Below are 22,557 nucleotides of genomic sequence, written 5' to 3' on the forward strand. Positions count from 1 at the left end.
GTTCTATTTAAGACGCGCCGCCGTTACTGGACTTGAATGCAAGATGCGCTTACGGTAGGTACCAATTAATTTAAATTGATATTACTATCATCACTTCTGGACTCTGCAGCGCTTTGAAAAAAGAATCAAAACTTACGCTTACCGGACTGGCACGTATCGCGGGCGTGTCAGCTTCGACCGCCTCAAGAGCATTAAAAGACAGCCCGCTTATAAAGCAGGAAACCCGTGATAAGGTTCAGGCTCTCGCCCGCGAACATAATTTTAGTGTGAATGCCGCTGCGAGCCGCCTGCGCACTCAAAAGACGCACGTAATCGCGGTTATACTTAATCTCATGGATGACACAGAACAGAGTATAACGGATCCCTTTTTGCTAAAGATTGTGGGTGAGTTGAACAAGGCTCTGAATGCTCGAGGCTATGAGCTTCTGCTTTCGAATTCATTCATGGCCCGTGACGATTGGACAAATTATTTCATCAATAGTCAGCGCGCCGATGGTTTGATAGTGGTGGGTCAGGGTAAAACGAGTGTGAAAATTGACCGCGCTGCGGCAGCGAGCGTGCCACTAGTGGTCTGGGGGGATCCCTCAAGCGGTACACTTTACCCGATAGTGGGGGGGAATAATCGTCAGGGAGGGTTTCTGGCTACACAGCATCTGATAGAGAAGGGCTGTCAAAGGATAATGTTTTTAGGCGACCCTGACCATGCAGAAATGCGTGAACGCCATACGGGATACGTGGAAGCTCACAAGGTCGCCGATTTACCTTGCGATGAAGCCTTAACCCTCGGCATCGATATTACTTCAACCGCAGCTTATAATAGTATCAATACCTGGATCCGGCAACATGGCCTGAATTTCGACGGCATCGTGTGCAGCAGCGATATGCTGGCGCTAGGCGCGTTAAAAGCACTTAAAGAGCGTTATATAAATATTCCCGCTGACGTCAGCATTGTCGGCTATGATGACATCCCCCTGGCTGAATTGATGCACCCTTCAATCACCACTATCAGGCAGGATACTGCCCAAGCCGCTCAGCTTATGGTAGCAAAATTGATAGACCAGCTTAACGGTAAGCCTGCGACATCAGATTACATAGATATCTCACTGGTGATCAGGCGATCATCACGTCTATAATACATAAATGCAAACGATTGCATTTTAACTTGCTGCGAGCTAGACTCCCACCACTACAGTTAACAAGGTGTTTACACATGCCTCGGTTGTTAATCATTACCGCCATCGCAGCGAGTTATTTTATTTTTGCTATTTTGCTAAACAGCGTAGGGACGGTAATCCTTCAATCCATAAACAGCTTCGGGGTGTCAAAACCCGATGCCAGTACTTTGGAGGGATTCAAGGATCTTTCTATCGCGGCGGTTTCGTTCCTGGTGGCCTCCTTCATTCCTCGTGTCGGATACAAAATAGCGCTGTTAGCAGGCCTAATGATGGTAGTGCTTGGCTGCATCTTGACACCCGCAATCTCTCAATTCTGGGTATTTAAATTATTGTTTGCCGTGGTAGGTACGGCGTTTGCGTTGGTGAAAGTAGCGGTCTACGCGATCATTGGCCAGTTGTCGAGCGATACCCGTCAGCATTCATCGCTGATGAACACGGTAGAAGGTATATTTATGCTGGGAGTACTGTCCGGCTACTGGATTTTCAGCGCTTTCATTGATCCCGAGAACAGCGCAGATCCAAGCTGGCTGAATGTTTATTATTTGCTAGCCGCTATGTCTGCAGTGGTAATGCTAATAGTCGCCTGGGCGCCTATTAGCCCTCCGCAGAAAAATACCGATGGAGAAACGCCGTTACAGTCTTTTATGGCCATGATCAGACTGGCATATCAACCCCTTGTCTTAATTTTTATTTTTTCAATTTTTCTGTATGTACTAATAGAGCAAGGCATTGGCAGTTGGCTGCCAACATTTAATCGTGAAGTGCTTGGGTTACCGGTAGATATCAGTATTCAAATTACCAGCTTATTCGCAGTGTCATTGGCAGTTGGTCGGCTCACGGCAGGTGCCATATTACAAAAGGTAAATTGGTATCCTTTTATTAACGTATGTCTGGTGGGTATGGCGTTGCTCATGACGCTAAGTCTGCCTCTGGCCGAGCGAATTACAGAGGGCAGTGTGCAAGACCTTGCAGACGCTCCAATAGCAGCTTATTTAGTGCCTCTAATCGGACTGATGATGGCGCCCATTTATCCGGTTATTAACTCAGTAATGTTAAGTGCCTTACCGAAGGTTCAACAAGCTCCGATGACCGGTCTTATCGTCGTATTTTCAGCTTTGGGGGGCACCACGGGGTCCATAATTACCGGTTTAATTTTTGATTCAATGGGCGGTCAGAAGGCCTTTGCTTTATCACTTGTACCCATTACAGGGCTATTAGTCACACTGTACCTGTTTAAGCGATTTTCCAGGTCGTCTGTAAGGGCGCAGGAGGTGAGAGCATGAATCATAACCAGGTGGCAGGCTGGCAACATACATTGGCCTTTTTTGAGAGTGAATTATTTCATGATGTGCAGATGGCGGGCTTATTTTCGGATAGCAAAACGTTCGCCGATGCGATACCTGTTGAAAGTTGGCAAGCAGCACTTGAGGCTTATCCTAAACTGCGGGAGCAACCAACGTTTTGCTTGCGCAAGTTCGTACATGAGCATTTCAATCTGCCCCCGCCAGTGTCGCTTACTAGCAGGCAAAAGTTTAATCGCACCGGAGAATACATCGAACACATGTGGAAGGTTTTAGGCCAGCGACCTGACATTGCTGATAATTCAAGTCTGATTCCACTGCCTCACCCATACATCGTTCCTGGCGGGAGGTTCAGAGAAATTTATTATTGGGATAGTTATTTCACAGCTTTGGGGCTCATGCATGACGGCCACCGGGGCATCGTCGTTTCGATGCTGAAAAACTTTCTTGCGATACAGGAACAAGTAGGCAGTATCCCCAATGGGAACCGGTCCTATTATCTGGGACGAAGTCAACCCCCAATATTGGCGTTAATGTTTGAATTACTTGAGCCGGAGTCGCTAAGTGAAGAACTCGCGAAGCGCTGTCTTGCAGGAATTGAGCGCGAATATGAATTTTGGATGGTGGGAGCAAAAACGCTCGGTGAGGGGGAATCATACCGCCGGGTTGTAGCAATGCCCGATGGGAGCATACTCAACAGGTATTACGACGAAAATACCACGCCACGTCCGGAATCCTATAAAGAAGACATTGAAGCGGCCCAACAGGTGACCGATAAAAAACAGTTTTTTCGTGATTTGCGAGCTGCGTGTGAATCCGGTTGGGATTTTAGCTCGCGCTGGCTGGCAGATCCTCAGATGCTGACTACCGTGCGCACTACACAGATAGTCCCTATTGACTTAAACGCCTTGCTTTACCATGTCGAACTTACTTTGGCTAAATATACCACTGATACAGGTAATAAAGCAGCGATGTATCGTCAGGCCGCGGAAAAGCGTCAGCAAGCTATAAATCACTACCTGTGGAGTAAGTCTGATGGTTTTTATTACGACTGGTGTCTGGCCGATAATGCGCGAACCCGCATCGCGTCGTTGGCGGCTACTGTACCGATGTTTACTGGTATGGCCTCAAAAGCTCAGTCTAATGCCGTGGCTTCTACCTTATCAAGCTTTATCGCCCCTGGCGGTCTGGTAACGACCTTAAATAAAACGCAGCAGCAGTGGGATGCACCGAATGGCTGGGCACCGCTTCAATGGTTTGCGATTAAAGGGCTACTTAACTATCAATATACCAACCAGGCAAGAGATATCGCGCAACGATGGGTAAACTGTGTTGATGCATATTTTTCACATCACCATTCTATTTTGGAAAAATATAATGTTGAGGATACTGGCGTGCCCGCTGGTGGCGGTGAATATGAAGTTCAGTTAGGCTTCGGATGGACCAATGGTGTTTATGTAAAATGTCAGCAACTGCTACACGAGTTAAATTAGACAGGTGTATCCCTATTACTACCACATCCTCCTATAAATGCCTTGCGCAATCACTTTTTTGCGCAGATTTTTATCGCTGTTGCCTGAAAATAAGTGACTGATAAAAATTTAATAGCGACACGGTAGAGTTATAAAATGAGAAGAGCAGCGAAGCTGTGGATAACAGCACTTTAAAAAGGCCTGATAGATAGATCGTATTAACAACAGACTGATGCTTTTCTGGCTGAGTGTTGGAGCATGTTAGTTTACTGTTAAAAAAAGCTATAGACGAGACGAGCGCTCGTTTTCTACTGGTGAGTCATCAGATGCCAGAACAATTTATCATCTTAGCGCCAAGCAATTTATACGGTTGATGACGGCTTATTCTAAAGTTCACTGAAACCCTAATAATTATACATCTGCAGTTGGTCCCCGAGCCTGAAACAAGCCGACAATTTCACCAATCTTACCCGCTGAATCTATTAACAGGATTTTTTGAGAGCATGGTTTCCGGATCTGCGGAATAGCGTCACTCAACCTTGCTGCAGAAAAACAAAGAGAACAAGTCGGCCTCTTGCTGCTACAGCGCAACCACCCTCTAGCCTTTCAATTCTTAAGTTTCCCTTTAAGGATGAACTTTTTGCAGGCTTTTTTTCGTATCAAGGCAGTACAATCAACCGTAAATTGTCTGTGTCGGGCTGGTAATGCCCTGTCAAGCAGGCAGCAACTATAGGATGGTGAACGCGTGAAATATCAGTCATTTGCACAGGTTAACGTCAATGATAAGACGTATAAGTCGATAAGCTTTGACAAAATCAGCGAGCAGTATGATTTATCCCGCCTGCCTTTTTGTATCAAAATTTTACTGGAAAATTTAATCCGCCACGAGCAGGAAGATTTTGTAAGCAGCGAAGATATCGAAAAAATTGCGAAATGGGACACCCAGGATGAGGGGCAGCAGGAGATATCGTTTGTGCCTGCCCGGGTTATTCTCCAGGACTTTACCGGCGTGCCAGCCATTGTTGATTTGGCCGCGATGCGTGATGCTGTAAACAGTCTGGGCGGCGACGCGCAGGCGATTAACCCGCTTAACCCCGTTGAATTGGTTATCGACCACTCGGTCATGGTGGACTATTTTGGTGAGGAAGACTCCTACGAGAAAAATACTGATGTAGAAATTGAACGTAACAAAGAACGTTATCAGTTTCTCAAGTGGGGACAAAGCTCCTTCGATAATTTCAAAGTGGTGCCTCCCGGGCGTGGAATTGTGCACCAGGTAAACCTCGAGTATCTGGCGCGTTGTGCGTTTACTAAGGAGCAAGATGGGGAAACTATGGTTTACCCTGATACGCTGGTAGGCACAGACTCGCACACCACGATGATCAACGGTCTTGGTATCCTTGGCTGGGGTGTCGGTGGCATAGAAGCAGAAGCTGCTATGTTAGGACAGCCGGTTACGATGCTGGCACCGCGTGTTGTAGGTTTCCGTCTTTCCGGCAAACTGCCGCCAGGTATAACCGCAACGGACATGGTACTGACTATCACGGAGCAATTGCGTAACCATGGTGTAGTTGGCAAATTCGTAGAATTTTATGGGCCGGGACTAAAATATCTGACTACTGCCGATCGGGCCACTATTTCCAATATGGCGCCGGAATATGGCGCTACATGTGGCATTTTCCCCATCGACAAAGTCGCCCTTGAATATCTGGCTCTTACCGGCCGTGATCAACAGCAAATTGATCTGGTTGAACAGTACGCGAAGAGCGCGTCGCTGTGGCACGATGATACAATGAAAGACGCTGAGTATCATGAAACATTAGAGCTTAATCTTGAAGACGTAGTACCTTCTCTGGCTGGCCCTAAACGGCCACAGGATCGTATTCCACTGGATAAAGCGGCCAGCGCATTTACAGAGTGGCATGCTCAGCAAATAGACGTAGAAGTCGTCGATGAAGAAGATGCTAAATTTGTCGCTGAAGGCGGGGATATGTCTGAAGTGGACGAGGGACATGAATCTTACGTCGATTTTAAGGGCAGCAAATTTAATCTGCAAGATGGCGCGATCGTTATTGCTGCGATTACCAGCTGCACCAATACCTCCAATCCTTCAGTACTCATCGGTGCTGGTCTGGTGGCCAAAAAAGCGGTTGAGCTTGGCTTGGTCAGTAAACCATGGGTAAAAACATCCTTAGCACCTGGTTCACAGGTAGTGACACAATATCTGGAAGATGCCGGATTGATGGACCCGTTACGTAAACTGGGCTTCAATCTGGTTGGCTATGGTTGTACGACCTGTATTGGTAACTCTGGTCCGTTGCCCGATGAAATCCACCGAGCAGTAAGCGATGCAAAACTTACCGTTACCTCGGTGCTATCTGGTAACCGTAACTTTGAAGGCCGTATTCACCCTGATGTGGCGGCTAACTACCTGGCGTCACCTCCGCTGGTAGTCGCATATGCGTTGGCCGGCAATATGAAAGTGGATATTACCAAAGAGCCAATCGGGAAAAGCAAAGATGGCAAGCCGGTATATCTGAAAGACATTTGGCCGGACAATGAAGAAATTCAGTCAATGGTCAAAGAATTTGTCTCTGGCGAGCTGTTCAAGCAAAAGTATGCAGATGTATTTAAGGGTAACGATATCTGGAATAACCTGGATGTATCGTCTACCTCTGTCTACGACTGGCCTGAGTCGACCTACATCAAACAGCCTCCTTTCTTCGAAAACATGGAGAAAGAGCCAGAAGCATTGAGTGCAATTCGCGATGCGCGTTGTCTGGTCAAAGTGGGCGATTCTATCACCACTGACCATATCTCGCCAGCAGGGGCAATTGCGGCTGATAGTCCGGCAGGCAAGTATCTGCAGGAAAATGGTGTAGAGCCTAAAGACTTTAACTCATATGGATCACGCCGGGGTAATCACGAAGTAATGATGCGCGGTACATTTGCCAATGTAAGGTTGAAAAATCAGCTTGCACCTGGCACCACGGGAAGTGCAACAACACATTATCCAAGTGGTGAAGAAACATCCATCTTTGATGCCGCAATGAAATACCGTGATGAGAAAGTTCCTGCGATTGTTGTGGGTGGCAAAGAGTATGGAACAGGTTCAAGCCGTGACTGGGCGGCAAAAGGTCCTGCCTTACTGGGTGTGAAAGCGGTTATAGCAGAGAGTTATGAACGAATTCACCGGTCTAATCTGATTGGTATGGGCATCCTGCCTTTGCAGTTTAAAGAGGGTGAGAGCGCCAGCTCAATCGGCATCAGTGGTGATGAAACGTTCTCTATCTCTGAGGTGTCTCGGGACACCAAGGAAGTTCAGGTCACAATGATGAGCGATTCTGGAGAAGTAACAGAGTTTATGGCTGATGTGCGTATTGACACTGCCAATGAATTTACCTACTTCGAACATGGCGGCATTTTGCACTATGTAATTCGGGATTATCTTAAAAAAGATAAATAGCCGGATCTTTAACTAAAAAAAAGCTCCTTCGGGAGCTTTTTTTATATCTGCTTAAATATATCGCCTGCGCTCTGCAAAAATACCAATGGCAATAAATGCGCTAAGGAATACCAGACCCTGTAAATAGCCCGGGAAAAACTTAATCAGGTGCAGGACCAATGGCGCACCATATAATGTCATGGCGCCATAACCAAAAGCACACAGAACCACAAACAGACTCACCCTGATGATAAAATGACAAGGGCTGAGTATATGCTTGACGTAGCCGTTTATCAGATCGCCAAATACCACAAGTAGTGTGGCAACCAGCATCAGGCTCATTTCGGAAAAGTAGGGCGATAGCGCCCGGGTCAGTGTAGCCAGTAATTCCACCATAGCGCGTACTCCATAATTCGTGCAGGCAGTAAAAATACTGGCTCAGTGTACTGGCATCTGAGCGGTTAGTCAGCAAAAAACGAGGCTGATAGTCCGCGTTAGCGACGGAGGATCTTTTCTAACGCCTGATAGCCCTGAGTAATGGTGGCAAGTTTATCCTGTGTTTGGTCGCGTTCTACAAACTGATGTTCTACACCAGCCTGTTGAGCATGATCAAAAATTTCTGCAAAGTCGATGATGCCGGTTCCTACGTCAGCGAAGTTGCCTTGCTTATCCATGTCTTTTACATGAAAGAGTTTAAAACGACCGGGATGTTGCTTAAACAGAGTTAGCGGGTCATGCCGCGCCTTCACAACCCAGTATAGGTCCAGCTCAAAACTGACATTGTTGGCATCAGTATTATTGAGCAGCACATCGAAAGGAATCTCACCATCGGTTTTGTTAAATTCAAAGTCGTGATTGTGGTAGGCCAGAGTAATATTTTCTTTCCTGCAGGCTTCTCCCCAACGCTGCATATTTTCCGCGAGCTGTTTATATACATCAATAGATGGGCCGCGCTGCTCGGGTGTCAGATAGGGGATGACAACATACTTATGCCCCAACTGTTTGGCAGTATCGATAACCTGATTAACACTTTTTTGAAAGTCGGTCAGTGGCATATGCGCAGAAGGGGCACTTATACCTTCTTCTTTTAGCAGTGTGCTTATCGTTTTTGCTGAATGGCCAAAATAACCAGCAAACTCGACCTCTTTATAACCCACGCCGGCCACCAACTTTAATGTGCCAGGTACGCTAACCGTCATCCACTCACGTAATGTGTAGAGCTGTAATCCTGCCTGAGCCTTTGTCGCAGCGGCGAAGCTGAGTGATAGTGGCATTGCGGTCAAGGCAGCAGCTGCAGAGCTTAGCTTTAAAAAGCGTCGGCGCGTGAGGGCGGAAATCTGGTTACTCATAAGTTTCTCCTGAATATCGAGGTCTCATAGGGGGCCGGGCCGGTACTACTTCGTATAACAAGCTCATAGGGCATAATAACGCGAGGTGCTTTTTTTTATTTTGCCATTAAGAACATCTACCAATAGTGACACCGCAGTACGGCCGAATTCTTCGGCGGGTTGTGCAATGGTCGTAAGCGGAGGGTCCGTAAAGGCCGAAAAAGCTATGTCATCAAAACCAGCCTCAGTGATAATGGCGCAATAGAAGGTAAGCCTGTTAGCTAATTGTCAGTAAATACCTCATCCGGCGACTGTGGTATGAACCTTCGCGGGTTTTTTGTATCCGCGGGAAAGTTTGCTTCTTGGTCGTTGTTCTATCTGGTAGGCTAGCGGCTTTTTGCCGGAGAGTCTTAAGGTATGGTAGGTGAAATTGCAGCGCTAACCGTTGCATTGTGCTGGGCGATTGCAGCAAGAATGTTCAGGGTACTGGGCGCATCATTTTCGCCGCTGTCGCTGAACCTCTGGAAGGGCGTTGTTGCAATTGTGCTGTTGGTAACAGTAACTCAACTATTTCTACCGCCGGTTACGTTACCTGTCAGCGCGTACGCATGGCTGCTATTTAGCGGTATTGTTGGTATCGGTATTGGCGATACCTGTTTCTTTCAGGCTCTTAATAGAATTGGTGATACCCAGTCGGTGCTCATCACAGAAACCCTGGCGCCCATCTTCACCGCTTTACTGGCAATGGCGTGGATAGCTGAATGGCTGACATGGCAACAGTGGTTGGGAATTGCGCTGGTGTTGATAAGTGTAGATATGGTGGTCAAGGTAAAGCGTCGTGCGGAGCTTCATTTGTTTGCGCCATCGGGCTACCTGTTCGCGGCTGCAGCAGCACTTTGTCAGGCGGTGGGTGCGGTGATCAGCCGTGACATACTGACCAGCTACACCATAGATGCGTTTAATGCCAGCCTGGTGCGCCTTGTGGGTGGCCTGGCTATTATTGTGGTCTTGATGGTGGTATTGCGTAAATCATGGCTGCCCAAAAGTGACAAACCACTGCAAATGTGGAAAACCTTTGCCATGGCCACCATTCTGGGCACAGCGGCAGCGCTGTACTTACAAATGGTGGCATTTGCCAATGCTAAGGCTGGTGTGGTGCAAACGCTCATTGCGACGTCGGCCGTAATGTCACTGGCAGTGGCCTGGGTGCTGGGTGAGCGGGCCAATAGAGGTACTGTGTTCTGGTCGTTTGCCGCTTTGGCTGGCGTCGCGGTGCTGGTAGCCGCCGGTCATTTCGCTGCCCATTAAACTATCAGGGCTGATTAGTGCTTGTGCAGGGTGTTCAGAATCTGTATACTGCGCGCCCTTACAGCTAAACCAACTAGTTCCTTGCCTCCAACAGCTGGCTGTACTGACGAGGCTACAACCGTAAGGAGCAATAATGCGTCATTACGAAATCGTTTTTATGGTTCACCCAGATCAGAGTGAACAAGTACCTGGTATGATCGAGCGTTATACCACAATCCTTAAGCAAGACGGTGGTCAGATTCACCGTATGGAAGACTGGGGTCGTCGTCAACTGGCTTACCCAATCGAGAAGCTGCACAAAGCCCACTATGTTCTGGTCAACGCAGAAGCAACTGCTGAAGCTGTTGAAGAACTGGAAAATGCGTTCCGCTTCAACGATGTTATCCTGCGAAATCTGGTTATGCGCACTAAGAACGCTGTGACTGAGCCTTCTCCTATGATGAAAGAAGAGCCACGTCGTGAGCGTCGCGAAGATTCTGCACCTCGTACAGAGCGTACAGATAAGAATACAGAAACCACCGAAGATAACGCGTAAGGAGTATAACCATGGCTCGTTTTTTCAGACGTCGTAAGTTCTGCCGTTTTACAGCAGAAGGTGTAACTGAAATCGATTATAAAGATATCGCTACGCTGAAGAACTACATCACAGAAAGCGGTAAGATCGTCCCTAGCCGTATCACAGGTACAAGCGCGAAGTATCAGCGTCAGCTGTCTTCAGCAATAAAGCGTGCACGTTTTCTTGCACTGCTTCCGTACACTGATTCTCACAAGTAATTTGGCGAAATAAGGGGTAGCTAAGATGGATGTCATCCTACTGGATAAAATCGCCAACCTTGGTGGTCTGGGCGACAAAGTTAATGTTAAGTCTGGTTTTGCACGTAACTTCCTTTTCCCTCAGGGTAAAGCAGTTCCTGCAACTAAAGACAATGTAGAAAAGTTTGAAGCACGTCGTGCTGAGCTGGAAGCGAAAATCGCAGAAGATTTGGCTAACGCACAGGCTCGCGCTGAAAAACTGGACGCGCTGGAAGAAGTTACCATCGCAGCACCTGCTGGTGATGAAGGTAAACTTTTCGGTTCTGTAGGTACACGAGATATCGCCGAAGCAATTACTGCAGCTGGCGTGGAAGTTACCAAATCAGAAGTTCGTCTGCCTACCGGTACATTACGTGATACCGGCGAATATGACATTGATGTGCAACTGCACTCTGATGTCGCAACAACAGTTAAAGTTGTTATCATCGCTGAAGCGTAAGCACCGACACACGCTTATAAATAAAAGCCGCAGTTTTCTGCGGCTTTTTTGTTTGTGTCAGCGCGCATGTTTTATACATTTATTTCGCCACTCATCATCAAGTACCGATAGTTGCGCATAGCGAGCAGCTTCCTGCTTTCCCTGCTCGGTATACAAACAACGCATCAACCCACTAATAGTGACAGTCTCTTCAACACGTTCAAGCAGTGTGACATCATCATGCTGTACCAGCGGACCAGGTTCCAGAACACGAAAATACCAGCCGGTTATGCCTTTTTGACCGACAAATCTGTCTAAATTCTTTATCCCAAAGCGATGAGATATCTTGTTACAGGGGGCCCGCGGCGCTGACACCTGCACGGTAATCTTGCCCATGCGATAAATGTCGCCTATACAAACATTTTCATCGTGCATTCCCTTTATCAGCAGGTTTTCTCCAATGGTGCCTGGCTCAAAGTTTGTGTCAGGATAAGCTTGCGATAACGCTTGGTAGCCTTCAAAACTGTATTGGTGGAGCACTTTTTCTGATCCCCCGTGCAGCTTTTTATTGCCTTGCTCATCTTCAAGACTGCCGCTTGTATGCACCGTTAGTTGAGGCACCGGCGTCTTGATTATTGAACTTGGTGATCCTCTGGGACCAAAAGGCTGTGGCTTTGCTGCGTAAAGTGCGTAAATATTCATCCTGGCTGTCCTGTTTGTCTGATATTGCTCATTATGCGTTATTTAAGCAGAAAAAAAATATTCACATTTAAACCTTCGGCCAACCTATCGCAACTAATCTTTTAAATCGTTGTTTAATGAGTTAACCGGCAGAGCGAGATGACATGGAAATGTGCAAGGCGGCTATCAACGACGCGCAGATAACGCCAACACCTCATACAGAGAGACAAATTATAGAAGCTGCACAGAGAGGAGATAAGCAAGCCTATCGGCAGTTATATCGCCTGCACACAGGTAAAGTCTTTGCACTTTGCTATCGGCTGACCGCTGATCGTGGTATGGCAGAAGATGCCACCCAGGAAGTTTTCATACAGCTGTGGCAAAAATTGAACAACTTTTCGGGGCAAAGCAAATTCAGCACGTGGTTACACAGTGTCACGGCAAACATCACTCTAAGTTATATGCGAAAACAAAAAAGCTGGTTTAGGCGAATGGTCAATTTCGAGGAGAGTGCGGCGATGCAAGATGTTTCGCCGCGCTGCACATCGGAGATAGATTTGGAAGCCTTGATTTTAAGGCTGCCAGAGCGCGCCAGAGTCGTGTTTGTTTTACACGCTATTGAAGGTTATCGGCACGAGGAAATTGGCCAGATGATGAAGATGGCTGCCGGTACCAGTAAAGCGCAATTTCACCGGGCAAAGCAGCTTTTGAAGGTATGGATGGGGTATGACGATGAAGCCATTTGAACAGTATCTGAAACAGAAACTGGACGCGTTGCCAACCGAGCGCCAGCCGGAAAACGATCTTTGGCCGGGTATTGATTTAGCGCTGCATGCCGAGAAGCCGCATTCTGCGTTCAGTAAACCACAAAGATGGTTAGCAAGCGCCGCCGCGCTTATAGTTGCTGTCGGGCTGGGCTGGGTTTTACAGCCACTGTGGCATACCCAAAATGATGTAGCACTGAACGGCGAGGCGCTGGTCCAGGCGCTCAGTCAGCAACACGAACAAAATAAGACGACTCTACTGGTAAGTTTAAAAGACACACCTGCACTGACGAACAACTGGGAAGAGCAGTTAACAGAGCTTGAAGAAGCAGCTGAAGCAATCAAAACCGCTCTGAAAGAAGACCCCGATAACACCGCATTACTTCGGATGCTGCAAAGCGTTTATCAACAGCAGTTTTTACTGATTGAACGTGTGCACGCACCCAAATGGCAGAAGATTTAAACAATAAAGGACCGTACTATGCATTTTTTTACACATTCAGTAATTCAGTCTTGGCCTGGCGCCCTTTTGCTAAGTACATTAGTGGCGGTCTCCGGACCAGCTTGGGCAAAACAAAAAATTGACGAAACCATTGAAACGTCAGCTACACCAAATGTAGAAATAGAGCATATACAGGGTCGGGCAGTTATAAAAACCTGGGATAGAAAAGCAGTTCGAATTACAGGAGAGTTATCAGACCAGACGACTGATTTTGAATTTGCAAAAACCAGTACCGGGGTCTCTTTTGATGTGGATACGCCGAGGCGGCATAACAACTGGAGAAACTACGATATAGAAGAGGGGGACGCTTTGACAATCTTTGTGCCCGTTAGTAGCAAGCTGGATTATTCAGCCGTTTCTGCCAGTGTCACCCTGTCAGACATTACCAATGAGACAGTGGTCGACTTAGTCAATGGTGATATTGAGGCAAACCAGCTTTCAGGTCGGGTAACACTGGAAACAGTAAATGGCGATATTACGATGAAAGCTGTCAGGGGCGAGTTGACTGCCGAGACAGTCAACGGAGATATCAAAGGTGACCATAGCGAGGGTAATACCGCGCGTTTGATAACGGTAAATGGAGATATTGACATAGTGACCAACAGCCCCAGACTTCGAATTGAATCGGTGAATGGCAAAATGGAATTTAAAACCGGCCAAATCAATGGACTTGATGTGGTTACAGTGAACGGTAGCGTACAGGGCGATATCAGGCTGGCCAGCGACGGCAATGTCGATGTTTCTTCAGTGGGCGGCAAGGTGAAATTACGTTTCCAGCCGGATGTTTCCGCGCGATTCGATATCCAGGCCCATGCCGGGGGAAGTATTGAAAACCACCTTACCGACCAGCAGGCAACAAACGCTAAATATGGGCCTAACAAGTGGCTTGAGTTTACGACCGGACAGGGCAATGCCAGTGTCGAAATTTCTACCGTTCACGGAACTATTATTCTGAATAAATGATAAACAGTGTCGAAGCGGCGTCACCAAGCCGTTGTACTAGTTGTAGTAATACGTAAAATATCGCCAGAGAATCTCAGGGTGGCCTTTAAGTTGCATTAATTATCTTAAACACTTCGATAAGAAAGACCCTACCTCAAGATTCTCGGGGTACGGCAGAAGTATGGAGAATGCTCATGTGGCCTACGCTACACCAATTTTTATCTGGAACACGTTTTAAAGCAGCGCTCATGGCGGCCATGTTGCTCCTCGGTGCTGTTAGCTGCGCAGTGCGCGAGCCTGATGCTGTTGCCGGCACGTGGGTGATTACCGAAGCGATCGTTCCCGGCCAAAGCTCCTTATCTACTGAAGAGGCTGATGCCTGGCTTGGGCAATCATTTCACTATGGTACAGAAAATCTGACACTGGGACGCACATCTTGTGCATCAGCCCACTATGAAGAAACTAAGACATCGGCTGCGGAATTTAAGCAGCACTATGATACTGAGCTTAAGGCTTTGAATATTTATGATGACAGCATACAATCAATATCGGTTTCCTGTGATGGTCAATCACCAATGCCAGGACAAACGATATTATTATCTGCATCAGGACATACTTACACCGTTTGGGATGGAGTTTTCTTTAAAATGGAAAAAACTGTGCCACAGACTCAGTCAGCCGTAATATAGCGACTTAAACCGGCTGAGAATCACTCTGTGGATTAAACACTGCGCCGATGCTTTGATTACGACCATTATGTTTGGCACTGTAAAGTAATTTATCACATGCCGAGAGCACCTGAACCACATCCGTTTTATTGTTTACCTCTATCACACCGGCAGAAAACTGGAGTGTACCATCAGCGCCAAACTCACTTAACGCCTGTCGCTCAAGCAATTGTTTCAGAGCATGAAGTTTTGTCTTGGCGTTTTCCAGCGAAATTTTATCGAGCATCAAAATAAACTCTTCTCCGCCATAGCGGCCGAAAATATCGTTATCGCGAAACTGGTATTTACAAAGTCTGGCGAAATGCGTAAGGATCGCGTCACCGGTTTGATGGCCAAATGTGTCATTGAAGCGCTTGAAGTGGTCGATATCAATAAGTGCTACACAAACCCTATCATCCTGCCGTTTTATGGCGTTTAGTCGCTTTTTCAGTAAATCGATGGCGTACCAGCGATTATAAACTCTGGTGAGGTTATCCAACCGGGAAAAGCTCTCCAGTTCACGCTTATGGCGAATGAGCCGCCACAGAAATAAGCCGGCTATCAGCGCACAGAATGTACTGAAAATGGCCAGCAGTGTAATTCGCTCAGCTTGCTGGCTTTGCAGGGCCAGTTTTTTTTCTACGATTTCAAGTTCTCTGGCGTTAATCGAGTCATTTACTTCCTTGAGTTCGCGAAAGCTGAAGCTGGAGCCGGGTTGAGGAGACAAAGCCTTAATGGCTTTTTCATATTGGTCCATCGCCTTTTTTTGCTCCCCTTTAAGTTCAGATATCCGAGCACTAGCAATAAAAATATCTGCATCAATCAGAGGTCCCGAGGTTAGCGTGGTGGTGGGGGCCTGGAGCATTTTATTTAAATAAAACTCTGCGAGTTCGACATTTTTTAGTTCAATCTGACTCAACGTAAGTAAAGAATAAAGTCCGTATATAGTAGGGTCCAGCGACTTACCGGTCTGGTGATATAAGTCCAGTGCATCTTTAGCATACATAAATGTCAGGTCAGGCCGGCCCTTAGCCCGGTAATAGATGGCCGAGTCGCGTAGCAGCCAAATTCTCGACTCTACTAAGCCGGTTTGTTCCACCAGAGGGCTCATTTCTTTTAGTCTAACAAAAGCCTCATCCAACCGCTCTAATTTGATAAGTACAGCCACCTCGCAGCTAAGACCATCTATCTGAACGCTGATATCGTTAGGTAAATAATTTTTATACTTGAGACAAAATTTTAAAGCACCTTCATAATCGTTAAGGGAGAATAGAGAGACATACATTTGATAAAAAATAGCCATGAGTGAATAGCTGTAGGTCATGCCTATAGTTTCTACGTGAGCGGCCCTAGGCGTATAGTTGTTCATTTCAAGAATCGCATTGAAATGTAATTCAGAAGCCTGCAAAGATAAGACAAGTAACGAAGTAGCCCATCCCTCAATCCGGGGCCAGCTTTTTTCTCTGGCGACATCCTGCACCGCTCTGAAGCGCTTAAACTTTTTTTGAGGAGGCTCATCAGATAACCATGCCATTAACACCTCGCGCTCATAATAATACTCGGGATAATCACGGCGTAATGTATCGAGTTCTTCGTCAGACAATGCGTAAAATGTCGGGTCGTTCTCCAGATACAAAAATGTAGATAAGTAAAAATATTTGCCTAGCACGGTATTGGTATCGAAATTATGTTGCTTGATGATCTCGCGCCTTTCTTCAGGTGCGCTTTCAAGTATCTGCTTACGCTGCGCAGCATAGTCCTGAACCGTAGAGGCTGATAAGACGGAGGTGTTAAACAAAAAAACAATAAGGATAATCAGGCGACTCATACACAATTTCATTGGCTAAATTTTACGGATACACAGGAAATCGAAACGGTCGGGAAATATACGTGGTTGTCTGACCTGACGAAAGGTTTTCTGCATTTAAATTTGGGTTAATTTCAATAGTATCGCGCTAACATGAAATAGAGATACCGACTTAAATTTATTATCAGCCTAAAATAGCGCATAATATCTCTATCCATGTTCAAGCGGTTTATAGTCAGTGAAAGTCGTCTCCTCCGGAAAAGATCGGAACATAGAAAAACTTAAAATTCCGCCTCACAGTATCGAGGCGGAGCAGTCTGTACTGGGCAGTATGCTTATCGATCGTGATAGCTGGGATAAAGTGGCAGAGGTGGTTGGGGAAACCGATTTTTATAACCGCTCTCACCAAATCATTTTTCGCGCTATTTTGCGTCTGCTGGGCAGAAATGAACCGGTCGATCTTATCACTGTCTCAGAAGAACTTGAGCAACATGACGAGCTTGAAGATGCGGGCGGATTTGCTTATCTGGGTGAGCTTGCCAAAAATACGCCGAGCTCAGCTAACGTGGTTACTTACGCCAAAATCATCAGTGAGCGTGCTATCACTCGTGAGCTAATTGGTGTGGCACATGATATTGCTGAAATTGGTTATAACCCGGAAGGCCGTGAAAGTGCCGATATACTTGATTATGCCGAAAGCAAAGTATTTGAGATTGCCGAGAAACGAACCGGAGAGTCAGAAGGACCGCAAGGTGTTGACGCAGTATTAGGTAAAACCATAGATCGCCTTGAAGCGCTGATTAAGACAAATAAAGAAGTCACAGGTGTCACTACAGGATTTACTGACCTAGATAAAAAAACCAGTGGCCTACAGCCTTCAGACCTAATTATTGTGGCAGCCCGTCCTTCCATGGGCAAAACCACGTTTGCGATGAACTTATGTGAAAATGCAATGATGGCAGAGGAAAAACCGGTATTGGTTTTTAGTCTGGAAATGCCTTCTGAGCAGATAATGATGCGGATGCTTGCCTCCCTTAGTCGCGTCGATCAAACCAAGATTCGGACGGCACAACTGGATGACGAAGACTGGGCAAGGATATCCAATACAATGGCCATGCTAAAAGATAAAGATCGTCTGTTTGTGGATGATTCGTCGGGACTGACGCCTATGGACGTTCGCAGTCGAGCTCGAAAGGTGGCGCGTGAGCATGGCGGTTTGTCACTAATAATGATTGATTATCTGCAATTGATGAGGGTTCCTTCCCTTAGCGAAAATCGAACACTGGAGATTGCCGAGATTTCCCGCTCACTCAAGGCCTTGGCAAAAGAACTGGAAGTTCCTGTAGTAGCGCTATCACAGCTTAATCGTAGTCTGGAGCAGCGCGCAGACAAACGGCCGGTAAACTCAGACTTGCGAGAATCGGGTTCAATCGAGCAGGATGCAGATTTAATTATGTTTATTTATCGCGATGAGGTCTATCACGAGAATAGTGAAGAGAAGGGGATTGCTGAGATTATCATCGGCAAGCAGCGTAACGGTCCTATCGGTACCAGTCGACTGACATTTCAAGGTCAGTTTTCCCGGTTTGATAATTATGCCGGTCCTCCCATGGGTGATAACTATTAGCAAAAAAAAGGTGCCATAAAGGCACCTTTTTTCATAGTGTTGTGAACAAATTACTCACGTTCTTCAGGCTTTTCAACCGTTGCCGTTACCCGAATGTGGATACGACGATTTACGCGATGCGCTTCAGCAGTATTTGACTCATCCAGTAATTGTGTTTCGCCAAATGCTTCAGTTTCAAGACGTGACGCATCAATACCGTATTCCTCAACCAACATATCTTTGAACGCTTCTGCGCGGCGTTCAGAAAGATCCATGTTGTAATCAGCCGGACCAGGCTCTGATGCGTGCCCTTCGATCAGAGCATCAGTTTTTCCATAACGCTTAAAGAAGTCAACAAAGTCCTGAATATCCTGCGACCGTGGATCACGGATTTCAGCGCTCTCTGAAGCGAACAGTACCCGCAATGTATGGGTTACTTCTTCTTCTTCAAAAACAGTACAGCCGTCATTATCGACCTTGTCACTCATGGGTGTATCAGGACACATATCGTTGTTGTCACTAACGCCATCGCTATCGCTGTCACCTACGACTTCGCATCCACGGTTGTCCACCTGAACACCAGATGGTGTATTCGGACAATCATCCATATTATTCATGACACCGTCGTTATCGGAATCATTATTAACCGGAGTAGCAGGAGCAGGACTTGGCTGTGAACTAGCAGGAGAGCCACCTAATGGAAACATCACGCCTATTTTGGCACTGTAATCGGTGTATTCATCATCCCAATCATAGTAAGCAGCGATTTCAGTGGTCAGCTTAACATCATCGGTTAAATCCCAATGCTTACCAATACCCACATCAACCAAATCATGTTCTTGATCAAAATCCTGACGCTTATAACCACCGAACAGGTACCACCAGTCATTGGGGGCGAAATAAACCGCATCCACACCATAGGATATTCCAGATACACTGCTATCGCGACCAAGCACTTGCAGGTAATCAATATCTAAGGCATTCAGCTCTGCACGAATTGCCCAGTTCTCATCGAACCGCCACCCGTATTCGCCACCAAATCCTACACCATCATCCATAAAATCATTGGCTGGCTTTTCCGATTCAGCATTATAATACATGCCGTTCAAACCAATCCAGCTGTCAAATGGTTTAGCAGATTCCTGAGCAGCGACTGGTGCTGACATTACTGCTAGCGCAACGGCGGCTAAACTAAATGTTTTTTTCATAATCACATCCTGTACAAGTTGAGTATTTTTCTATTCCAACAGCACTGCACATAATGTGCCAGAACAGGCAAGGAAGACCCGGTATGGTAACAAACAATCCTTTACTTACTGTTACGCTTTGCCTTGCAAAGTCGCTACAATCCGGCGCGATCCACCCTGATTGCGATGTTCAGCAAGGATGATACCCTGCCAAGTACCTAGCTGAAGCCTGCCGTCCGCGACCGGGATAGTCACTTCGCAACCCAACAGACTCGATTTAATATGTGCAGGCATGTCGTCACTACCTTCAAACGTGTGCGTAAAGTAAGGCGTGTCTTCTTCTACAGTATGATTAAACCAGGCTTCCAGATCAGTTCTTACTGAAGGATCTGCATTTTCATTGATGGTGAGCGCGGCGCTGGTATGCTGTAACCATAGATGTAACAGCCCAACTTGCAACTCCGCGACCTGAGGTAATGCCGAATGTATTTCATCGGTAATGAGATGAAAGCCGCGAGAACGCGGCTTTAGCGTGATAGTTTCGCTATGCCAATAACTATTTGTCAAAACAAATTTCCAAATGTGCCATCCCTTCATCGCTGTGAAAGGGCATAATGAGTTTAGGCCCGTCTACCTGATGGCTGATGGTATGTTGCTTTCCAGTAACAACAACTGGTGTTGCCATCCCGAATTCATAGCCACGTTCAGACAGATCACGTTTCGCATTGCCACAAATCATATTGGTGACTTCGCCCACCATGTCGCCCACTTCGCTATCGAGGGTTTCGGGACGCTCGCCTACCATACGCTCCATAATGGTCAATGCCAGGTTTTCGTCAAAAGAGATGGACAGTGAGCCCTTGACCTGCGGCCCAACCATACCAATAAGGCCAGATACATCACCTTTGGCGATCTCAGACTGTTTTCGTTTAGGTTTGCCGGGCTTCAGTGTTGTCTGCGCCATAGTTTCCAGGACGTTGAGCAGGCCGGTGATAAAAGGATTTACAAATTCCGCATTCATATCAAAACGCCTCCTGGGATGCAGACGCTTCTGCTTTCTGACAATCAGCACATAAACCATGCGCCTCAATCGTCTGGGTTGTCACAGAAAACCCATGCTCCTGAGCTTGTTTATCCAACGTGGACTGCAATCCTTTTGACTGAATTTCTGCTACATCGCCACAACTGTCGCAAATCAGAAACTGGACCGGATGGTTGCAGCCAAAATGATGACAGGCGACAAAGGCGTTGGTGGATTCCAGACGATGAATAAACCCAAACTCTAGCAAAAAATCCAGCGCCCGATAAACGGTTGCAGGTTTTGCGCTGGATTCTGTTTCTTTCAGTGCGTCAAGAAGCTCATATGCACCCATGGGGCCGTGCTTGCCTAACAGGATTTCATAGACTTTTTCCCGTAAAGGCGTAAAGCGCGCACCGCGCTGTTCGCAAAAGGCTCTGGCTTTGTTTAACAGTGTAGAGTTGTTCATAAATTATAGTTAGTACTCTTGTCATGGCACAAGCAGCTAGCTCTCAGCCTGGCTCTGCTGTGCTTTTTCAATCTGTGGTGCACCATGTTTTTCCAGCATATGACGAATTAGCTTATCTTCTAACGCAAAGCGAGTTTCCAGCATTTCACCAAGTTTATCCAGAGCGCTGGTAAGATCATCAGCATAACAAGACGCATCAAATTCAGAATATTTGTCATTAAATGCTAACGCCTGGTCAGTGGTTACAGCAAGTTCCGGGTAAACCTGCTGTCTAAGTCTCAGGCCAGCTTTATCATCACTTGTCAGCATATCGTAAATTTCAAAATGTCCGGCGGACAGGTAATCCATTAGCTGATTACAAAAGTTCACCATAGCAGATTCAGTGAGCTCTGTGGCGCTCTTTTTTTCCGGACGTGCCAGCGCACAAAAGGTGATGAGTAATGCCTGTCTGTCTTTCAGCCATTGATCAATTGTTGAAGCCCGTCCGCCCCATTCCCGCTGCAGTTTTTCCTGATGACTTAGCATTAGAGCCTCACGCATGTTGTTGGTGGGAAACCACAATTTGAATTAGTGAGTATAACACTGCCTTTATGCAGTACAAATGTACCGGTAAATGCCGGGATTCTTGTCATTTACGCTACGATAGCTTTATTATCCGTTCTCCCGCTTACAGCAAAAGGCGATTGAGTATGATGAATAAGTTAACTCGCGAGGCTCTGTTAAATTATCGCGGGCCCTGGCTGGTCTTTTGCCGCGACCAGGTGCTTGTGGATGAAAAGGGCGCATTACCTGATAGTTCATGGGCATCATTACATTTTCTTCATCATTATGCTGACCAGGTTCAGGCGCTGCCACCTTTAGAACAAACTGCGAGCCCGCCGCCGGCGTTAAATATTCTGGATATAGGGTCAGAGCGATTAAATGCGCCTGGCTGGCAATGGACGTCATTAAGACACATTCTGACTGGCGCAACGGCTATAGAGTTCAAAGAATACTCCCGGGCCTGGCAGTATATCCATTTTTTGCGTACCCATCAGTTTTGCGGGCAGTGCGGTGCACGTACGGAAAAGATTGGTTGGGAAATGGCAGTGCAGTGCCGACAGTGCCAACATCGTACATATCCAAGGGTGTCCCCGAGCATAATAGTGGCTATCTATCGTGGGGAGGAGATACTCCTGGCACGCGGGGTCGGGCACAGAGATCCGCAGATGTATTCAACACTGGCCGGTTTTGTAGAAAGTGGTGAAACGCTTGAGCAGGCGCTGCATCGGGAAGTGTATGAGGAAGTCGGGATAAAAATAAAAAATGAAGAGTATTACGAGAGTCAGCCCTGGCCATTTCCTCACTCCCTGATGGTTGGTTACTTTGCTGAATATGACAGCGGAGAAATAAATATAGATAAACGGGAAATCGTTGATGCCCATTGGTTCAACATACATGATTTGCCCAAAATTCCGCCCACTCTATCAATAGCCGGGCGTCTGATCAGAGACATAGTGGCTCGATTAAAAAAGTAAGCAGACTTGCTATGTTCTGCATAATTACTTTATAAATTCCCCCACCTCCGGGAATAAAATTGATATACTCGCGCCGTTAAATTTTCACGCTGCTTTT

General features: G+C 46.7%; 23 protein-coding genes and 1 pseudogene. 14 read left to right on the forward strand and 10 right to left on the reverse strand.

All coding sequences use genetic code 11. The features are described 5' to 3' along the window. Window positions 1-113 precede the first annotated feature (113 nt). The 4 genes from F458_RS0114555 to acnA all read left to right on the forward strand — a co-directional run bounded on the left by F458_RS0114555 (window position 114) and on the right by acnA (window position 7,414). Window positions 114-1,133, forward strand: a complete 1,020-nt coding sequence (locus F458_RS0114555; protein WP_018984166.1) for a LacI family DNA-binding transcriptional regulator — start codon at window positions 114-116, stop codon at window positions 1,131-1,133. Between the two features lie 77 nt (window positions 1,134-1,210). Continuing rightward, complete coding sequence (locus tag F458_RS0114560; RefSeq protein ID WP_018984167.1) at window positions 1,211-2,458, forward strand: MFS transporter; 1,248 nt, start codon at window positions 1,211-1,213, stop codon at window positions 2,456-2,458. Then, entirely contained in the window at window positions 2,455-3,969 is a 1,515-nt protein-coding gene (gene treF / locus F458_RS0114565) for an alpha,alpha-trehalase TreF (RefSeq protein WP_018984168.1), read from the forward strand. Before F458_RS0114560 ends, treF begins: the two co-directional genes overlap by 4 nt. Before the next feature lie 724 nt (window positions 3,970-4,693). Further along, a complete protein-coding gene (gene acnA, locus F458_RS0114570; RefSeq protein ID WP_018984169.1) occupies window positions 4,694-7,414 on the forward strand; it encodes an aconitate hydratase AcnA in 2,721 nt (906 codons plus the stop codon). A 51-nt stretch (window positions 7,415-7,465) separates the two neighbouring features. On the opposite strand, the gene F458_RS0114575 is transcribed toward acnA, so the two are convergent. The 3 genes and pseudogenes from F458_RS0114575 to F458_RS21180 form a co-directional block, all read right to left on the reverse strand. Next, entirely contained in the window at window positions 7,466-7,789 is a 324-nt protein-coding gene (locus tag F458_RS0114575; RefSeq protein ID WP_018984170.1) for a DUF3392 family protein, read from the reverse strand. A gap of 98 nt (window positions 7,790-7,887) precedes the next feature. Next, window positions 7,888-8,742, reverse strand: a complete 855-nt coding sequence (locus F458_RS0114580) for a sugar phosphate isomerase/epimerase family protein (protein WP_018984171.1) — start codon at window positions 8,740-8,742, stop codon at window positions 7,888-7,890. Then, window positions 8,739-8,973: pseudogene (locus F458_RS21180) on the reverse strand (substrate-binding domain-containing protein); the annotation flags it as partial. The pseudogene F458_RS21180 and the gene F458_RS0114580, both read right to left, overlap by 4 nt. 165 nt (window positions 8,974-9,138) lie before the next feature. Here F458_RS21180 and F458_RS0114585 point away from each other — a divergent pair. The 4 genes from F458_RS0114585 to rplI all read left to right on the forward strand — a co-directional run bounded on the left by F458_RS0114585 (window position 9,139) and on the right by rplI (window position 11,281). Next, window positions 9,139-10,029, forward strand: a complete 891-nt coding sequence (locus F458_RS0114585; protein ID WP_018984172.1) for a DMT family transporter — start codon at window positions 9,139-9,141, stop codon at window positions 10,027-10,029. 133 nt (window positions 10,030-10,162) lie between these two features. After that, the gene (gene rpsF / locus F458_RS0114590) at window positions 10,163-10,564 is read left to right on the forward strand and encodes a 30S ribosomal protein S6 (protein ID WP_018984173.1); all 402 of its coding nucleotides are present in this window, start codon (window positions 10,163-10,165) and stop codon (window positions 10,562-10,564) included. Between the two features lie 11 nt (window positions 10,565-10,575). Further along, window positions 10,576-10,803 carry a 30S ribosomal protein S18 gene (gene rpsR, locus F458_RS0114595; protein WP_012519954.1) on the forward strand — a complete coding sequence of 76 codons (228 nt, stop codon included), beginning with the start codon at window positions 10,576-10,578 and terminating at the stop codon, window positions 10,801-10,803. A 25-nt stretch (window positions 10,804-10,828) separates the two neighbouring features. Beyond that, complete coding sequence (gene rplI, locus F458_RS0114600; protein ID WP_018984174.1) at window positions 10,829-11,281, forward strand: 50S ribosomal protein L9; 453 nt, start codon at window positions 10,829-10,831, stop codon at window positions 11,279-11,281. A 57-nt stretch (window positions 11,282-11,338) separates the two neighbouring features. On the opposite strand, the gene F458_RS0114605 is transcribed toward rplI, so the two are convergent. Then, entirely contained in the window at window positions 11,339-11,962 is a 624-nt protein-coding gene (locus F458_RS0114605; protein ID WP_018984175.1) for an MOSC domain-containing protein, read from the reverse strand. A 143-nt stretch (window positions 11,963-12,105) separates the two neighbouring features. On the opposite strand from F458_RS0114605, the gene F458_RS0114610 reads away from it, so the two are divergent. The 4 genes from F458_RS0114610 (at window position 12,106) to F458_RS0114625 (ending at window position 14,838) form a co-directional block, all read left to right on the forward strand. Beyond that, window positions 12,106-12,687 (forward strand): RNA polymerase sigma factor, encoded by a 582-nt coding sequence (locus F458_RS0114610; protein WP_018984176.1) that lies wholly within the window; start codon window positions 12,106-12,108, stop codon window positions 12,685-12,687. Then, complete coding sequence (locus tag F458_RS0114615) at window positions 12,668-13,168, forward strand: hypothetical protein (RefSeq protein WP_026294697.1); 501 nt, start codon at window positions 12,668-12,670, stop codon at window positions 13,166-13,168. The genes F458_RS0114610 and F458_RS0114615 overlap by 20 nt, the downstream gene beginning before the upstream one ends. 18 nt (window positions 13,169-13,186) lie before the next feature. Continuing rightward, the gene (locus F458_RS0114620) at window positions 13,187-14,170 is read left to right on the forward strand and encodes a DUF4097 family beta strand repeat-containing protein (protein WP_018984178.1); all 984 of its coding nucleotides are present in this window, start codon (window positions 13,187-13,189) and stop codon (window positions 14,168-14,170) included. Between the two features lie 173 nt (window positions 14,171-14,343). Beyond that, entirely contained in the window at window positions 14,344-14,838 is a 495-nt protein-coding gene (locus F458_RS0114625; RefSeq protein WP_018984179.1) for a hypothetical protein, read from the forward strand. Window positions 14,839-14,842: 4 nt separating this feature from the next. Here F458_RS0114625 and F458_RS20220 read toward each other — a convergent pair whose 3' ends face one another. Further along, entirely contained in the window at window positions 14,843-16,684 is a 1,842-nt protein-coding gene (locus F458_RS20220; protein ID WP_018984180.1) for a GGDEF domain-containing protein, read from the reverse strand. Between the two features lie 217 nt (window positions 16,685-16,901). Here F458_RS20220 and dnaB point away from each other — a divergent pair, with 217 nt between their 5' ends. Continuing rightward, entirely contained in the window at window positions 16,902-18,290 is a 1,389-nt protein-coding gene (dnaB, locus tag F458_RS0114635; protein ID WP_018984181.1) for a replicative DNA helicase, read from the forward strand. 50 nt (window positions 18,291-18,340) lie between these two features. Here dnaB and F458_RS0114640 read toward each other — a convergent pair whose 3' ends face one another. The 5 genes from F458_RS0114640 to F458_RS0114660 form a co-directional block, all read right to left on the reverse strand. Beyond that, window positions 18,341-19,477 carry an OmpA family protein gene (locus F458_RS0114640; protein ID WP_018984182.1) on the reverse strand — a complete coding sequence of 379 codons (1,137 nt, stop codon included), beginning with the start codon at window positions 19,475-19,477 and terminating at the stop codon, window positions 18,341-18,343. Window positions 19,478-19,588: 111 nt separating this feature from the next. After that, the gene (locus F458_RS0114645) at window positions 19,589-20,023 is read right to left on the reverse strand and encodes a secondary thiamine-phosphate synthase enzyme YjbQ (protein ID WP_018984183.1); all 435 of its coding nucleotides are present in this window, start codon (window positions 20,021-20,023) and stop codon (window positions 19,589-19,591) included. After that, window positions 20,013-20,477 carry a chemotaxis protein CheX gene (locus F458_RS0114650; RefSeq protein WP_018984184.1) on the reverse strand — a complete coding sequence of 155 codons (465 nt, stop codon included), beginning with the start codon at window positions 20,475-20,477 and terminating at the stop codon, window positions 20,013-20,015. The genes F458_RS0114645 and F458_RS0114650 overlap by 11 nt, the downstream gene beginning before the upstream one ends. A 1-nt stretch (window position 20,478) precedes the next feature. Beyond that, window positions 20,479-20,943: a transcriptional repressor gene (locus F458_RS0114655; RefSeq protein WP_018984185.1), complete on the reverse strand. Its 465-nt coding sequence runs from the start codon at window positions 20,941-20,943 to the stop codon at window positions 20,479-20,481. A 36-nt stretch (window positions 20,944-20,979) separates the two neighbouring features. After that, window positions 20,980-21,468: an Rsd/AlgQ family anti-sigma factor gene (locus F458_RS0114660; protein WP_018984186.1), complete on the reverse strand. Its 489-nt coding sequence runs from the start codon at window positions 21,466-21,468 to the stop codon at window positions 20,980-20,982. 164 nt (window positions 21,469-21,632) lie between these two features. Between F458_RS0114660 and nudC the strand changes: the two genes are divergently transcribed. Beyond that, window positions 21,633-22,460, forward strand: coding sequence for an NAD(+) diphosphatase (gene nudC, locus F458_RS0114665; RefSeq protein ID WP_018984187.1), 828 nt, complete (start codon window positions 21,633-21,635; stop codon window positions 22,458-22,460). Window positions 22,461-22,557 lie beyond the last annotated feature (97 nt).

This window comes from Salinimonas chungwhensis DSM 16280 (genome assembly GCF_000378185.1).
GTDB lineage: Bacteria > Pseudomonadota > Gammaproteobacteria > Enterobacterales > Alteromonadaceae > Alteromonas > Alteromonas chungwhensis.